The sequence below is a fragment of the Agrobacterium sp. ICMP 6402 genome (assembly GCF_009498615.1).
Lineage (GTDB): Bacteria > Pseudomonadota > Alphaproteobacteria > Rhizobiales > Rhizobiaceae > Agrobacterium > Agrobacterium burrii.
Genome location: NZ_QSNV01000010.1, coordinates 131,111 through 146,314, shown reverse-complemented (window position 1 = coordinate 146,314; position 15,204 = coordinate 131,111). Strand labels below are relative to the sequence as shown.

Sequence of the window (15,204 nt, the reverse complement as noted above, 5' to 3'; positions counted from 1 at the left end):
ATTTTCTACCGTCGAGATGAGCGAGGCTTCGCCGCGGGTCGATCTCCCTCCTTGTGGGGGAGATGCCCGGCAGGGCAGAGGGGGGTAAGCCACGCACGCCGAGGCCGCAAAGCCCGGAAAACACCCCCATCCCCATCACCAAAAAATAATCTCATCCCCACTCATCCCCGCCCCGCCAAACCGCATCAAACTCTCTCGCAAATGCCCCCCGAGCGCGAAAGAGACACCATGACGGACCAGACGGCGAAACTTCACCTTCCCTATATCCTGCCCTCGCAGGCACAGAAACACGTCACCCACAATGAAGCCCTGCAAAGGCTCGATGCGGTCGTGCAGCTCACCATAAAGGACGTGGTCGCCGCGCCACCGGACAATTCGCCGGAGGGCGACTGCTTCCTCCTGTCCATGGACGCCGCCGGCGAATGGGCCGGCAAAGCCGGAAAGCTTGCCTTCCGGCAGGACGGCGCATGGCTCTCGATAACGCCGCAGCCCGGATGGACCGCCTGGTTTGCCGCTGAGGGCAGATATCGCCTCCTGCGGGACGGCGCATGGCGGGACATGCCCTTGCCCGCCACAGGCAGGCTCGAAAGGCTGGGTATCGGCACGGACGCCGACGCCACCAACCACCTGGCGCTCGCCTCCCCCGCCAGCCTTTTCACCCATCCGCCGGAAGACGGCAGCCACCGCCTGACGGTCAACAAGGCGGGCAAGGCCGATACCGCCTCGCTGCTGTTCCAGACCGACTGGAGCGGCCGGGCCGAGATGGGGCTTGCCGGCAATGACGGGTTTTCAATCAAGACCAGCGCGGACGGAACCTCCTGGCACACGGCGCTTTTATGCAGCGGCGACGGGCGGGTCTCGATGCCGAACCGCCCGCTCGCCGTCGCCGGCCTGCCGGCGGGCACGACGAAGCCCGCCAACGGTTCGGCGGCGGGTTTTTCGCTGCTGTTCGTCAATGAGGGCGGTTTTGCTCTTGGCGATCCGGTCGGCGCGGGGGGCGGAAGGGAACTCGTCGCTCCCGCAAAGGGTCTCTATCTGGCCATCCTGTCGCTTGCCGTGGTTTCCTCGTCCGGCCACCGCGTCTCGCTCTCCGTCAATGGCGCAGCGGGTGTCTTCGGCATCGCCGGCAACACATCGAATACGGGCACCTCGCAGTCGGCTAACTTCATCCTTCCCCTCAACGCCGGCGACCGCCTGCGACTACAACATGAAGGATCGGCGGAATTTACCCAGGGCAACGGCAAAACGTGCCTTTCGCTTGCAGCGCTGTGAGGAAAACAACCGACAGACGATAAAAATTATGATTTTTGGAAAAATTTTTTCCCGGCAAAATAAGGCGACTCGAACAAATCGAGTGAAACCATTCAAATTCTTAACAAATTGTCACGACCTGCTTAGGCAATTTTTAAAGGTACGGGGCTAAAGTTCCCGTCATATGGTCTTGAGTTTGTATAGAGTGTCCAATGACCGAAATGATACGCCCACGAGTTAAATATGTCATCGGCCCCGATGGCAGCCCTCTGACGATCGCGGATCTTCCGCCTGCCAATACCCGACGCTGGGTCATTCGCAGAAAGGCGGAGGTGGTTGCAGCGGTACGCGGAGGACTGTTGAGCCTCGAGGAAGCCTGCGAGCGTTATACGCTTACCGTTGAAGAATTCCTGTCCTGGCAGTCCTCGATCTCCGATCATGGCCTTGCCGGCCTGCGCACCACGCGCATTCAGCAATATCGCCACTGATATTGCGCCGGCGCGGCAACGCGCCCAGACCGAATTATCAAAATGCTCCGTCGGATTTTCGACGGAGCATTTGGTTTGATTTCGGATTTCCCCGCATAGCATGCCAGTCCCACGGTAAAATGATTGTCGCCGGTTTGTGTCCGCTGCGTTCGCTTTCCCGCTGTTTCAATTCAGGCGCAAGCCGTTACAGTGGCAAAAACGAACAGCAAGGAGGCGCACATCATGGATATCAAGACAACCGAAACCGGATCGCACGGCGAATATTCGGCAACCGTCGATGGCCATAAGGCCGAGATGACCTATTCGCGCACCTCCCCTTCCCTTATCATTATCGATCATACCGGCGTGCCCGATGCCTTGCGCGGCAAAGGTGTCGGCCAGGCTCTCGCCGCCCACGCGATCGATGAGGCCCGCAAGGGCGGTTGGAAAATCATTCCGCTCTGCCCGTTTTTCAAGGCCCAGACGCTGCGCCATAAAGAATGGGCGGATGTCGTCCAGGGATAAGCCGGCAGAATAGTCACAAGCGTCGCCGCGCGTCTCTTCTCCCCGGCGGGGAGAATGTGGCCCGAAGGGTCGGATGAGGGGGTAACGTTGCCGAATATTTCTACCCTTGCCCCCTCATCCCGCTGCCGCGGACTTCTCCCCGGCGGGGAGAAGAAACAAGCGGCATACGCCCCGGTCTTTCGCAACCCCTTCCCATATTGCGTCATTCATAAATACGTGTCGGGCCTCCCGTCACGCCACCTTCAGCGGCGGCGTCCCCGCATGCATGCTGTGGCGGACTTCTTCGCGAAATTCGGGCGTATCCTTGGCCCCATGCACCGCCACGGCATGGTGCACCGCTGCCTCCATCAACTCCTCCGGAGAATCGGCGGAGATGGCGATCGTGCATTTGCTGTCACTGGGGAATTCGCGGCAATCAATATATTGGCGGGCCATTTTTCCCTCCCTGCCATAGCCGTGCGCGCCCGCTTGAGGCGCGCACGCAAAGCCTCCGGCTCACGGTCGGAACCCCCTTAAATTACGCCTTTCCCCACCCCCGGACAATAAAAATCAGGCGACGCCGTCCCGCGAAAAGACACGGAGCATCGCGCCAAAACAAAAGGCCGCCCTTTGCGGGGCGACCTTTCAAAAAAACGCATGCCGTCCCGTCATTGAAAGCCGCCTCCTGATCCACCGGCAGCCGTCAATGAGGACGATCATTCGTCCGATTTCGCGCCAGTTGTCAGGCGCGGGCGCGGATTGCTCCGTCGCGGTTTTCGAGGGCAGCGGCCTTTTCATATTCGGCCTGCACTTCTTCCAGCGAAGCTTCGGCGGCTTCCTGCTGGGTCTTCAGCTCCCGAATGGAGACCTGAAGATTATCCGCACGCTGGCGCGCGGCCTTGGCAAAGGTCGGATAGGCAAAATGCGAGGGATCGGTAATCCCCGATTTGCTCTCTTCCAGCGAGATCTGATGCACCAGTTCCTTTGCCATCCGCTCGAATTCGGACATCATCTGCTGCAACTGGTTAAGTTGCCGACGTTTTTCGTTAACCTGAAATTCCTTCAGGCGAACCAGGCTGTCACGCGACTTCATACGCAATACTCCATGGATAGCGAGACCCGGATCAAAAAGGCACTATGCCCCCCTGATCGGCCCGTTTAACCCGCCCGTCATTCCGCAAAGGTTAATCCCTGTGCCGGAATGATTCCTAAAAGTTACCCGACGTTAATAAAAAACCACCGTCGTTAACCTTTCGTTTACGGGCATCGTTAATGATAAACACGATCATTTAAGGGTCGGTAAATGCCAGGTCCAAAAAATGGGCCAGACGATGTAAGAGTCGATTGAATCACTTAGCGAGAAATCCTCACGTTAAGCTTCAATTTTGGCGATGGTGGATTCACGTGCAAAAACAGCGAAATGCCTTCTTTGCTTAATAAATTCGATACACCTTGCCAAAGGCAATTAGAATTTGTTAACCATTTGGTGGCAGCCTGCAAATCAGGCAACGTCTGGATCCGCATCGCGCGAGGCAATGTTTTACCGGTTCGCGGGCGGCAAAGGGGATAATTATGCGGGTTCTACTGATTGAAGACGACAGCGCGACAGCGCAGAGCATTGAACTGATGCTCAAGTCGGAAAGCTTTAACGTCTACACGACCGACCTCGGCGAGGAAGGCGTGGACCTCGGCAAGCTCTACGACTACGACATTATTCTTCTCGACCTCAACCTGCCTGACATGTCGGGTTACGAAGTCTTGAGAACCTTGCGCCTTTCCAAGGTCAAGACGCCGATCCTCATCCTCTCCGGCATGGCCGGCATCGAGGACAAGGTGCGCGGCTTGGGCTTCGGCGCCGACGATTACATGACGAAGCCGTTCCACAAGGACGAGCTTGTCGCCCGCATTCACGCCATCGTCCGCCGCTCCAAGGGCCATGCGCAGTCGGTCATCTCCACCGGCGAACTGATCGTCAATCTCGATGCCAAGACGGTTGAAGTGGGTGGCCAGCGCGTTCACCTGACCGGCAAGGAATATCAGATGCTCGAGCTGCTTTCGCTGCGCAAGGGCACGACGCTGACCAAGGAAATGTTCCTGAACCACCTTTATGGCGGCATGGACGAGCCGGAACTGAAGATCATCGACGTCTTCATCTGCAAGCTGCGCAAGAAGCTGGCAAACGCCGCAGGCGGCGCAAATTACATCGAAACCGTCTGGGGCCGCGGCTATGTTCTGCGCGAGCCGGATGGCGCTGCGGAATTCCTCGAAACCGCCTGATCTTATCGGGACAGGACAGTTTTAAAAGACCCGCTGGCGACAGCGGGTTTTTTGTTGTGCGTCACGGCCGAAACATGCCCGCTTCATTCAGACGCAACAGAAAGCGCATATTGGCACTCCCAAAAAGGACCAATGCGATGAACCACCCTATCCCCACTCTCAAAACCCAACGCCTGACATTGCGCCCGCAGACCATGGCGGATTTCCCCGCCTATCTGGCCTTCATGGCCTCACCGCGCTCTCTCGGTGTCGGCGGACCCTATGACCTCTGGAAAACCTGGGGCGTTTTTTGCCACGATCTGGCCAACTGGCACTTCTTCGGACACGGTGCGCTGATGATCGAACTTGGCGAGACGGGTGAATGCATCGGCCAGGTCGGCATCAATCACGGCCCGCTATTTCCCGAAAAGGAACTGGGCTGGCTGCTTTATGACGGCCACGAGGGCAAAGGTTATGCCGCCGAAGCCGCCATAGCGCTGCGCGGCTGGGCTTTCGAAACCCTGCAGCTGCCGACGCTGGTCAGCTACGTATCACCGCAAAACAGCAAATCCGCAGCCGTCGCCACGCGAATCGGTGGTTCTCTCGACCCGTCTGCGCCTCGCAGCGACCCGGAAGACCTCGTTTTTCGATATTACCCACGCAATGAGGCTTGAAAGATCGGGACGCCGCGCAAGACCGAAAAGTTTCAGCGAGGCGTCCCCCATCTATCAGGCGCATAGCTTTCTTAACGCAGTTTCTCTTTGAGAAAGCCGCCGATTATCTCCGCGATTTGCGCGTGGATTTCAGCGCGGCCCCTGCCCCCGCCATCCCGGCACACGAAACCTTCGCCCGGTGACAGCGCCTCGACGATTTTTTCACCATTGGCTTTGCAGAGCTGCATGAAGCTGAAGTGGCTGGCATCCGGTATTTCCCGATAGACCGTCGTGGTTTTTGGCAGATGCCGGGCGATATAGTCGGAATCGGCCCTGATCGCCGCGATCTCGGGCGTCTCCACACCGGCAGCCAGAACCAGAACCGGCACGTCGATCCCCTCAAGCGTTTCCGGCAGAAACCCGGCGGCCGGGCCGAGATCAAGCGCAACGGCCGCGCGGATGCGGATATCCCGCAAATCCATCGAAAGGCGCGGATCAGCCTTGCCACCGCCAACAATGCCAACCTTGGCCAGGAGCCGGGGCGCCTTGCATTGCGGTGGCGCTTTCTCCGCATTGCAGCCCTTCAAGGCAAGTTCGGCGCTATAACGGCCTCCCACCAGTTCCATAGCGGTCCAGCCGCCAAGGGAATGGCCAATCACGGCGATGCGCGTCCTGTCGATCTCGCCGGCAAGCTGATTGTCCCCAAGAAGTGCCGTCAGCGTTCTGCCGATATCACGCGGCCGCTCCCATAAGGGGACGACCTCGGCTGCATTTTCTTCGGTAAATGATTCGCCCTGATGATCCGGCGCGGCCACGACATAACCGTCCTGCGCAAGCTCCCCGGCAAGCCAGTTCAGATTGCGCCAGCTTCCGCCAAACCCGTGCGACAACAGCACAAGAGGACGAGAACCGGCTGGAATGGAAGCATCCGGTTGAACCTCAAGACCGTATAGGGCAGCGTTTTCACCCACGACCTCGGTTTTTCCCGATGGAATGGCCGGATACCATAATGAGACATTGAGTGCTCTTGCACCGGCATCATCCGGCAATTTGATCTGCCTGAAACCGATGGTGCTTTCCGCCATCGCGGCGGGGGCAAGGGAGAAGATGACAATTGTCGCCAGAAGAAAATTGCGCATGAGGTGCTCCAGGAGTTGATATGCACCAACCCCTGGCTCAAACCGCCGCCGCCCGAGACCTCAAACGGGTTTCAGGACGGACTGAAACACGATCAAGGCAGCGCCTTCACCCGCTCACCTGACTGCCGCCCACACGCTCGAAAAGCCGGATGGGGTGTTCACGGAACGTCGTCTCGCGGAATGGCCGAAAGCCGAATCGGGCAGCAATGGCCAACGAAGGGCTGTTCAGCGGATCGATCATGCAGACTGTTCGCGGCGAAATTCCGCTACTGTCGAACCACCGTGTTGCCGCTTCCACCGCCTCGGTCGCGACGCCCTTGCCGTTCAGTCCTCCGTCGATTTTCCACATCGCCTCGGGCGCAGTATCGAAATCAGCGCCGTTTCCGCGGCGCATATGGGCAAAACCCACCTCGCCGACGATGCGCCCCGTGGCAAGCTCCTCCACCACAAAGGGGCCGAATCCATAAACGGACCAATGGCCGATAAACCGTAAAAGCCGGGCGAAAGCGAGTTCCGCATCCAGCGGCGTAATCGAGGTAAGCCCCTCGATCGGTGGAACATCCGCCCCCCAGAATGCGCGATAAAGCACTTCATCCCCGATGGCGTGCGGCCGAAGGAGAAGGCGAGCGGTTGTCAGACGTACCATGAACGTGCCCCCCAAAACGAAAAAAGGCCGGCGCGTCGGCAGACGCGGTTCCGGCCCTTAAAATCACGTCCGCAATTGAGCGGTCACTCGGCAGCCATCTTTGCGGTAAAGACGATGCGATCTTCATGCACCTTGTATTCCACCGTCATATTGGCCTCTTCCGCCAGAAGCAGCGTGTAATAGGGCTGCACGGAATGGGCATCGACCGCCTCTTCAAGCCGGCCTTCGTAAATCTCCACGAACTTGGCCGGAACACGCATCATCCGGCCCTTGACGGCGATTTCGAACCTGGCGTCACCGTCAGGGTTTTCCAGCACCACATCCACATTGCCACCGCGCGGGATTGCGCCGTAAGCGACGAGGAACAGGTTGAGCAGCAGTTTGACACGATTTTTCGGAACGATGGCGCGCGGACCGCTCCAGCTGACTTCAGCCTTCTTTTCGGCAGCGGCGAAATCCTGCGCGGCCTTTTCGGCCTCGCCGGTATCGATGGAGGCGCCGGCGGAACCGGAAGCGCCGAAAGCAAGTCGGGCAAACTTCAGCCGCACGGATGCGTTAACGGCTGAGGTGCGGATGAGATCGAGCGCATCGTCATCCGTGCCGCCCTCGTCCAGCAATTCGAGGCCGTTATTGATGGCGCCGACAGGAGAAATCACATCATGGCACACGCGACTGCACAAAAGAGCCGCCAGATCGGGACCGGACAGCGTGATATTGAGTTTGCTCGTCATAAAATTCTCTCCTGCGCAAGGGAGGCGCGGACGGTGTGGAAATTGTTAAGCCATAATGACACCATATTTGGTAAACCGATTGTTAATAGGATGGTTTCAAAATGCCAAATGCCTTAACAGGCCACATTGGAGCCCCGTGTATCCGCCAGGATGCACGACAGATGCTGTAGAACTTTGACTCTACGCCTCGGCCCTTGCGAAAATCGATTCGGTTTTTCGGGCTGATGCGTTAACGAAACAGACGGACGGACATGACGATGCGCCTTACGAAAACCCGCACCATTGCACGCCTCGGACTGGGAAAGATTGTCGCGCTCCTTGCGAGCCTCTTGATGTGGGTCGCACCGGCCTTTGCCCAGACCAGCGATCAATATTCCATCCAGGAAGTCGTGGATGCAGGCCACGGATTCTTCGGTGAAACCACCGGCGGCCTTGCCAAGGTGGTGGAGCGCGCCTTCCAGCAATACGGACTTCCGAACGGTTATATTCTTGGCCAGGAAGGCTCTGGCGCTTTCGTTGCCGGCCTCACCTATGGCGAAGGCACGCTTTATACCAAGAATGCCGGCCAGCATCCGGTCTTCTGGCAAGGCCCGTCGCTCGGGCTTGATTACGGTGGCCAGGGCACCCGCGCCATGATGCTGGTCTACAATCTGCCATCGGTCGATGCGCTTTACCGCCGTTACGGCGGCGTCAGCGGTTCCGCCTTCATCGTCGCCGGCGTCGGCATGACCTATCTGAAGAGCAGCGATGTGACGCTCGCCCCCATCCGCACCGGCATCGGCGCGCGCCTCGGCATCAATGTCGGTTACCTGAAGCTCACCCAGCAGCCGACCTGGAACCCCTTCTGATTCGCTGAGGTCTAAGCGGAGCTAAGGGTGCTCTATAGGATGAAGCATTGCGGCAGGTTTCTTCTCCCCGCCGGGGAGAAGGTGGCCCGAAGGGTCGGATGAGGGGGCACCGTCGCCGTATCTCACGACCCTCGCCCCCTCATCCCGCTGCCGCGACCTTCTCCCCGGCGGGGAGAAGAAACAGGCGGCAACCTCCCGCCCTGCTAATTGCCTAGGGAAACCCCTCCCCACGGTTGCAATAATAGCGTAACGTGCTTTCGCGCTCCTCTTTCCGAATGCGCGCGTATCTGAGTTTCGGAGACTGTCCCGCGTGATCGAATATGCCATTCTTTTCGGATTGGGTTTTCTCACCGCAACCCTTTTGGCCCTGTTGATCGCGCCCGCGATCCACCGCCGCATTGTCGCCTATACGGAAAACCGCCTGCGCGCGACCATGCCCATCAGCCCGCAGGAAGTCCGCGCCCAGAAGGATATGGCGCGCGCGCTTTACGCCGCCGAAAACGCCAAGGTCCGCCAGGAACTGGATACCGAGCGGGAGAAAAACACCTCGCTGCGCCTCGCCAACGAAGCCGCCTCCAGCGATGCCTATCGCCTTGGCGAACAGAACCGCGGCTTTTCCCTGAAAATCGAGGAATTGACGCTGGAAATCGGCGAATTGCGCGCCGCCCTCGATACCAGCGAAGAACGCGCCAATGCGATTGCCACGAACCTGACGCAACAGGAACAGGCCGCCAATGAGCGCGCCGCCCAGATGTCTGATCTCACCGCCCGCCTTACCAATCTGACGCGCGAGCTGGATGACACGAAAATCACCTCCGCCACCCGCGATCTGGAGGCCGAGCAGGCAAAACAGAGCGCCACGCGTTTTCGCAAGGAAGGTGAGACCGCGACCCGCGAACTGCAGGATGTGGCGGCCCGTAACAAGGAGGCCATGACGGCGGTTGCGCGCGAAAGCCGCAAGGTCACCCGACTGGAAGACCAGGTCGCTACCGTGATGGCGAAAAATGCCGATCTTGATACGATGCTGACGCTGCGCAATCAGGAAGTCGCCCGCCTCAAGGAACAGCTTGCGGCAACCGGCGGCCGCGCCAACGACATGATCATTCGCCTGCCGAACCCGGCAGTGCCGGTTGAGAAAGCAGCGAGCGAGTTGCCACCGGCAGCCCCTGCCGCAGCCGACGCGCCCGAAACCGTACCCGTCGTTGCGGAGGACGTGGCGCAGGCGGTGACGACAGAGGAGGCCGCAGCCTCCGCCGTGGTTGAGCCAACGGCACCGTCGCCGGAAGGTCTGGAGCAGGAAATCGAGGATATCCGCAATCAGGGAACGGCGCTCACCGAACGCCTGCTGAATGTGCGCGGCACCGGCAATGACGAACCGATCCGCCGCGAAATCGCGAGGATCGCTGCCAGGATGATTGCGCTGACGGCGGCACAGGAGGGTGAGAAATCGCCTATTCCGGGGTTGCTGGCCAAGGCCTCTGGTGCATCAGGGCGCGAGAGCCTTGCGACGCGGGCGGGTGCGTTGATGGGGAAGCAGAAACAGTAAGGCTGGTGGGTGCGGCTTACCCCCCTCTGCCCTGCCGGGCATCTCCCCCACAAGGAGGGAGATTGATACGCGGCAAGGTCTCGACCATCTCAACGTTTGTGAATTCGGCTATCTCGACACTTAAGAATGAAGTGGCGGTCGTGCGTCTTGCCGATCTCCCTCCTTGTGGGGGAGATGCCCGGCAGGGCAGAGGGGGGGTGAAGCGGCACACACCGACGCTCGCTGTAATCCCCCCTGAAGCCGCCCGATCACACCCGCCCCATCACACCCGCCATCTGATAAAGCGCCAGCCCCGAAGCCGTGCCCGCATTCAAGCTATCCAGCTGCGGCGATTGCGCAATCCGCGCGGTATGAAACCGCGACAGCACCGATTGCGGCAACCCCTCGCCTTCCGTGCCGATAACCAGCGCCATGCGCTCGGAGCGGGGAATATCGCGGATCTCGGTCTCGCCGTTTGGCGAAAGGCTCCAGATCGCAAATCCGGCCTCGGATAGCTGCTCGAGCATCTCCACCGCCCCGCCGCCGCGATGATAGGGCACCGACAGCACCGAACCGACGGAAACCCTGAGCGCCTTGCGATAAAGCGGATCGCAGCATGTCTCATCTAGCAACACCGCATCGGCGTAAAACGCCGCACCATTGCGGAACATCGCGCCGAGATTGTCGTGGTTGGAAATGCCGCAGCCCACCAGCACCAGCGAAGAGGCGGGAAGCGCTGCCGTCATTTCCTCAAGCCGCTCATCACGCACCCGGCGGCCGAGCGCCAGAACGCCGCGATGCAGGTGGAAACCGACGATACCATCAAGCACCGGCGCTTCCGCCACATAGACGGGAACATCGGGCGGGAAATCGGCAAGAATATCGGCGACGCCGGCCAGCCGATTCTTGAGGATGAGAATGCTCTCCGCCGCAAAGGCGCCACCCGCCTTGTGGGCGGCGGCCAGCATGCGCAGCACCACCGTGCCTTCGGCGATGAAGCGGCCCTGCCGGCCGGTCAGGTCCCGCTCGCGAATATCGCGAAAGGCGGCGATGCGCGGATCGGCCGGGTCATCGACCGGAATCAGCGCCCGCCCATCCAGCAGCACACCCTCGTTACCCTCACTGGGCATCAACAGTCACATCAGCCAGAAAACGGCCCGCCGCGACGTTGAAGACCAGCGCCTTGCGGGTGCCATTGGCAAGCCGGCCGTAAAACAGCATGTCGCCGCCGGAATAGCTGACATTGTCGATCGTAAAGCCCTGCGGCAGGCTGGCGGTGACGGCCAGCGGGCCGTTACCGGTGGGAACGGCAAGATTTGGCGCAGCACTCTGCGTTGCAACGGTTTTCGACGGCCCCATCGCCTTGTAGACAACTGCGCCGAAGACGGCCATAAGGCTGATAAACATCACGGAGCCCGACACGATCTGCAAACGGATCATCTTGCGGCGAACTTTTTCCACGGCCGGATCAAGCGGCTTGTCTTCCTGTTCGTCTGGCTCGATCTGCGTCATCGGGTTCCCTGAAATGCTGATGGATCGGAAAAATAACAATGAACGACCCCTTTAAACAAGGCGGAGACGCAAGGAAAGTCCTGATTGCCGGGGAAGACGCCGAAGGCCGCATTGATGTGTGGCTGGTGGGCGAAGTTGGCAGCGATCTGTCCCGCAGCCGCCTGAAAGCGCTGATCGAACAGGGCGCGGTCCTCCTCAATGGAACGCCCGTGACCGAGCCGAAAAAGAAAGTGCATCCGGGCGATCGCATCGAAATCGTCATGCCGGAGCCGGAAGACCCTGAACCCAAGGGCGAGGACATTCCGCTGGTTGTGGAGTATGAGGACGAAGACCTGATCGTGCTGGTCAAGCCCGCCGGTCTCGTCGTGCATCCGGGTGCCGGCAACTGGACGGGAACACTGGTCAACGCCCTCATCCACCATTGCGGCGACAGCCTCTCCGGCATCGGCGGCGTCAAGCGCCCCGGCATCGTGCACCGGCTGGACAAGGAAACCTCCGGCGTCATGGTCGTGGCGAAAAACGACAATGCCCACCGTCATCTGGCCGCGCAATTTGCCGATCACGGCCGCACCGGGCCGTTGGAACGCGCCTATAAGGCCGTCGTCTGGGGCCGCCCGCGCACGCTGCGCGGCACCATCGACGCCGCACTCGGCCGTGGCGCCGACCGCACCAAACGCACCGTCAAGCGCGAGGATACCGATGACGCCCGCGAGGCGATCACCCACTACGAGGTGATCGAACGGTTCCACGAAAAGCCAGATGCATCCTGCCTCGCCTCCATGGTGGAGTGCCGTCTGGAAACCGGCCGCACCCACCAGATCCGTGTGCACATGGCCCATATCGGCCACCCGCTGATCGGCGATCCCGAATATGGCGCAGCCTTCCGCACCAAGGCGAACCTGCTGGAAGAACCGGCGAGATCCACCGTCAACCGCTTTCCCCGACAGGCGCTGCATGCCTATCTGCTGGCCTTCGAACACCCCCGCACCGGCGAGGTGATGGAGTTCGAAACCGATATGCCTGACGATATGCAAGAGCTGCTTGAAGCTCTGCGCAGCTGAAAACTGGTATGGCGCGGTCAAAAAACCGCGCTATATATCTCGCCGGAAGTCCCGGATAATAAAAAAAGATTAGCGGATAGCGATATTCCGCAGTCGGTCCTTTTTGTAGACCGCCCCAATTTCGCTTCAATCGTCGCACCTCCTCGGCCCCGGAAAGCTTGCAACCGCTCCGGTGAACGCCGTGTCCGCATGCCGAGCTTGCCGAATAGCCGACGCCGCAAGCAACGCCGTCCGTTCGATGCTAAAGCCTCAGCGGAACCGGCATGATGACGGGATCTATCGCGCATGAATATCGAAGACCGCCGGTTCATATTTCAGGATCTACGCAGCATAGAAGGTTATATCGACCCGCCCGATGCGCTTGTGTTCAAGGCGCTGCTGCAGGCGCAGACAAGAGACGGCCTCAAGGGCGGCATGGCGGAAATCGGTGTCTATTATGGCCGCTCTTATTTCCTGCTGCGCAAATTCGCCCAGACGCAGGAAAAGGTGCTGGGCGTCGATCTGTTCGATCTTGATCCGCCCGAAGATGGCAGTCTCGACCAATATGAGCGGCTGATGGAAAACGGCCGCCGGCTGGGTTTTGCCATGGATGAGAACCTGATCATCAGGGGCGACAGCACCCGGCTGGCTCCCGCCGAGATCACCGCGCGCATCGGCCCGGCGCGCTTCTTCAGCATCGATGGCGGCCACCATCTGCATCACGTGCTGGCAGATGCGAAACTGGCGATGGAGGTCATCGCACCGCACGGTGTCATCGTTTTTGACGATACTTTCAACCCGGCATGGCCGGAAGTGACGGTGGGTGTGGCGGATTTTCTGCGCACCCATGGCCACAGCCTCGTCTGCTTCGGCATGACCAAATATAAAACCTATGTCTGCCGCCGGGAATTTCACGCGACCTACGCCAACGCGATCACCGCTGACCCTGATTTACAGGCGCTTGGTCATGGGGAAACGCAATTCCTCGGCTCCAACGTCGTGCGCCTGCACAATCCCATGCGCCGGCGGGTGATGTATGAGCTGATGGTGCGCTCCGGCCTCGGCGGTTTTTCGGAACGAATCTACCGCTCGAAAGTTAAACAGGTCAGAGACAGTGTGGCCGGAACATAACGGATGTGTGAACGCAGCGTTCGCTTGAAACGCGGCGGGCGCGTACATATCTGTCACATGGGTTCGTGCGGGGTCGGTAACGACCCGCAGCTTACGGTGTGCCTCGGGCGGGTGATTTTGCCACGCCAGAGAGGGTGCCGTTCCAGACCATAGATAAGGGGGTGCTTTATGGCCCGCAATAGTTTGCCTACGATTACGGCCGGCGAAGCCGGTCTCAATAGATATCTCGACGACATCCGCAAATTTCCGATGCTGGAGCCGCAGGAAGAGTACATGCTTGGCAAGCGTTACGCCGAGCATGGCGACCGCGACGCCGCCCATCGGCTCGTCACCAGCCATCTGCGTCTCGTTGCCAAGATCGCCATGGGTTATCGTGGTTACGGCCTGCCGATCGGCGAAGTCGTGTCCGAAGGCAATGTCGGCCTGATGCAGGCGGTCAAGAAGTTCGATCCGGAACGCGGTTTCCGTTTGGCCACCTATGCCATGTGGTGGATCAAGGCTTCGATCCAGGAATATATCCTGCGCTCGTGGTCGCTGGTGAAGATGGGCACGACCGCCAACCAGAAACGCCTGTTCTTCAACCTGCGCCGGCTGAAAGGCCGCATCCAGGCGATTGACGATGGCGATCTGAAGCCGGAACACGTCAAGGAAATCGCCACCAAGCTGCAGGTTTCCGAGGAAGAAGTCATCTCGATGAACCGCCGCCTGCATGGCGACGCATCGCTGAATGCGCCGATCAAGGCCTCCGAAGGCGAGTCCGGCCAATGGCAGGACTGGCTGGTGGATGACCATGAAAGCCAGGAAGCCGTGCTGATCGAGCAGGACGAGCTGGAAACCCGCCGCCGCATGCTGGCCAAGGCCATGGGCGTGCTGAACGACCGTGAACGCCGCATCTTCGAGGCCCGCCGCCTTGCGGAAGACCCGGTGACGCTGGAAGAACTCTCCTCCGAGTTCGACATCAGCCGCGAACGCGTGCGCCAGATCGAGGTTCGCGCCTTCGAGAAGGTGCAGGAAGCGGTGCAGAAGGAAGCGCTGGAAGCCGCGCGCGCCTTGCGCGTGGTGGATGCTTAAAGCATATCCAACAAAAGTGCGGAGCGGTTTTGCGTCCGGACCATCGATCATCCTCGGCCCTCGGCCGGGGATTTTTTGTTGGTAATGACGACTGGAAATGGTCTGCCATCCGAGACCGGCGATTGCGCTGGAGCAAAACCGGCCGGAAAAATATCCATGCTTCGGGGGATGCCGCTTACCCCCCTCTGCCCTGCCGGGCATCTCCCCCACAAGGAGGGAGATCGGCAAGACGCTCTACCGCCGCTTCATCCTTGACCGTTGAGTTGGTCGAGACCTCGCGGCATATCGATCTCCCCCCTTGTGGGGGAGATGCCCGGCAGGGCAGAGGGGGGTGAGCCACACCCACCAGCACCAACTAACCCACCCATCACCCGACAAACGCAAAGACACCGCCGTAGCCATATAACGAAAAGGGCGGCCCGAGCCGCCC

General features: G+C 59.9%; 17 protein-coding genes. 10 read left to right on the top strand and 7 right to left on the bottom strand.

The window, feature by feature from the left end; genetic code table 11:
• The first annotated feature begins 228 nt into the window (after window positions 1-228).
• The 3 genes from DXT96_RS22175 (at window position 229) to DXT96_RS22165 (ending at window position 2,243) form a co-directional block, all read left to right on the top strand.
• Window positions 229-1,272: a DUF2793 domain-containing protein gene (locus DXT96_RS22175; RefSeq protein ID WP_153516493.1), complete on the top strand. Its 1,044-nt coding sequence runs from the start codon at window positions 229-231 to the stop codon at window positions 1,270-1,272.
• 191 nt (window positions 1,273-1,463) lie between these two features.
• On the top strand, window positions 1,464-1,739 hold the full coding sequence (locus DXT96_RS22170; RefSeq protein WP_004430042.1) for a DUF1153 domain-containing protein: 276 nt from the start codon (window positions 1,464-1,466) through the stop codon (window positions 1,737-1,739).
• A gap of 222 nt (window positions 1,740-1,961) precedes the next feature.
• Window positions 1,962-2,243: a GNAT family N-acetyltransferase gene (locus DXT96_RS22165; protein WP_153516492.1), complete on the top strand. Its 282-nt coding sequence runs from the start codon at window positions 1,962-1,964 to the stop codon at window positions 2,241-2,243.
• 231 nt (window positions 2,244-2,474) lie between these two features.
• Here the strand turns inward: DXT96_RS22165 and DXT96_RS22160 are convergent, their stop codons facing one another.
• Together DXT96_RS22160 and DXT96_RS22155 are read right to left on the bottom strand one after the other, a co-directional pair.
• On the bottom strand, window positions 2,475-2,678 hold the full coding sequence (locus DXT96_RS22160) for a DUF1059 domain-containing protein (RefSeq protein ID WP_142840532.1): 204 nt from the start codon (window positions 2,676-2,678) through the stop codon (window positions 2,475-2,477).
• A gap of 286 nt (window positions 2,679-2,964) precedes the next feature.
• Window positions 2,965-3,315 carry a flagellar export protein FliJ gene (locus DXT96_RS22155; RefSeq protein WP_149899887.1) on the bottom strand — a complete coding sequence of 117 codons (351 nt, stop codon included), beginning with the start codon at window positions 3,313-3,315 and terminating at the stop codon, window positions 2,965-2,967.
• A gap of 479 nt (window positions 3,316-3,794) precedes the next feature.
• Here DXT96_RS22155 and ctrA point away from each other — a divergent pair, with 479 nt between their 5' ends.
• A complete protein-coding gene (gene ctrA, locus DXT96_RS22150; protein ID WP_006314973.1) occupies window positions 3,795-4,499 on the top strand; it encodes a response regulator transcription factor CtrA in 705 nt (234 codons plus the stop codon).
• Between the two features lie 137 nt (window positions 4,500-4,636).
• Window positions 4,637-5,152: a GNAT family N-acetyltransferase gene (locus tag DXT96_RS22145; protein WP_153516491.1), complete on the top strand. Its 516-nt coding sequence runs from the start codon at window positions 4,637-4,639 to the stop codon at window positions 5,150-5,152.
• Between the two features lie 71 nt (window positions 5,153-5,223).
• Here DXT96_RS22145 and DXT96_RS22140 read toward each other — a convergent pair whose 3' ends face one another.
• The 3 genes from DXT96_RS22140 to chpT form a co-directional block, all read right to left on the bottom strand.
• Window positions 5,224-6,270, bottom strand: a complete 1,047-nt coding sequence (locus DXT96_RS22140; RefSeq protein WP_153516490.1) for an alpha/beta fold hydrolase — start codon at window positions 6,268-6,270, stop codon at window positions 5,224-5,226.
• Between the two features lie 106 nt (window positions 6,271-6,376).
• Window positions 6,377-6,916 (bottom strand): GNAT family N-acetyltransferase, encoded by a 540-nt coding sequence (locus DXT96_RS22135; protein WP_153516489.1) that lies wholly within the window; start codon window positions 6,914-6,916, stop codon window positions 6,377-6,379.
• An 83-nt stretch (window positions 6,917-6,999) separates the two neighbouring features.
• Window positions 7,000-7,647 carry a histidine phosphotransferase ChpT gene (gene chpT / locus DXT96_RS22130; RefSeq protein WP_149899883.1) on the bottom strand — a complete coding sequence of 216 codons (648 nt, stop codon included), beginning with the start codon at window positions 7,645-7,647 and terminating at the stop codon, window positions 7,000-7,002.
• 251 nt (window positions 7,648-7,898) lie between these two features.
• Here chpT and DXT96_RS22125 point away from each other — a divergent pair, with 251 nt between their 5' ends.
• Together DXT96_RS22125 and DXT96_RS22120 are read left to right on the top strand one after the other, a co-directional pair.
• Window positions 7,899-8,495: a DUF1134 domain-containing protein gene (locus DXT96_RS22125; RefSeq protein WP_174373231.1), complete on the top strand. Its 597-nt coding sequence runs from the start codon at window positions 7,899-7,901 to the stop codon at window positions 8,493-8,495.
• Between the two features lie 310 nt (window positions 8,496-8,805).
• Window positions 8,806-10,041 carry a hypothetical protein gene (locus DXT96_RS22120; RefSeq protein ID WP_371418970.1) on the top strand — a complete coding sequence of 412 codons (1,236 nt, stop codon included), beginning with the start codon at window positions 8,806-8,808 and terminating at the stop codon, window positions 10,039-10,041.
• A 248-nt stretch (window positions 10,042-10,289) separates the two neighbouring features.
• Here the strand turns inward: DXT96_RS22120 and DXT96_RS22110 are convergent, their stop codons facing one another.
• Complete coding sequence (locus DXT96_RS22110) at window positions 10,290-11,150, bottom strand: RNA methyltransferase (protein ID WP_153516487.1); 861 nt, start codon at window positions 11,148-11,150, stop codon at window positions 10,290-10,292.
• A complete protein-coding gene (locus DXT96_RS22105; protein ID WP_153516486.1) occupies window positions 11,140-11,532 on the bottom strand; it encodes a hypothetical protein in 393 nt (130 codons plus the stop codon). The genes DXT96_RS22110 and DXT96_RS22105 overlap by 11 nt, the downstream gene beginning before the upstream one ends.
• Before the next feature lie 38 nt (window positions 11,533-11,570).
• Here DXT96_RS22105 and DXT96_RS22100 point away from each other — a divergent pair, with 38 nt between their 5' ends.
• The 3 genes from DXT96_RS22100 to rpoH all read left to right on the top strand — a co-directional run bounded on the left by DXT96_RS22100 (window position 11,571) and on the right by rpoH (window position 14,774).
• Window positions 11,571-12,593, top strand: coding sequence for an RluA family pseudouridine synthase (locus DXT96_RS22100; protein WP_149899878.1), 1,023 nt, complete (start codon window positions 11,571-11,573; stop codon window positions 12,591-12,593).
• Between the two features lie 285 nt (window positions 12,594-12,878).
• A complete protein-coding gene (locus DXT96_RS22095) occupies window positions 12,879-13,703 on the top strand; it encodes a class I SAM-dependent methyltransferase (RefSeq protein ID WP_153516485.1) in 825 nt (274 codons plus the stop codon).
• Window positions 13,704-13,871: 168 nt separating this feature from the next.
• Window positions 13,872-14,774: an RNA polymerase sigma factor RpoH gene (rpoH, locus tag DXT96_RS22090; RefSeq protein ID WP_149899876.1), complete on the top strand. Its 903-nt coding sequence runs from the start codon at window positions 13,872-13,874 to the stop codon at window positions 14,772-14,774.
• The last annotated feature ends 430 nt before the right edge of the window (window positions 14,775-15,204 follow it).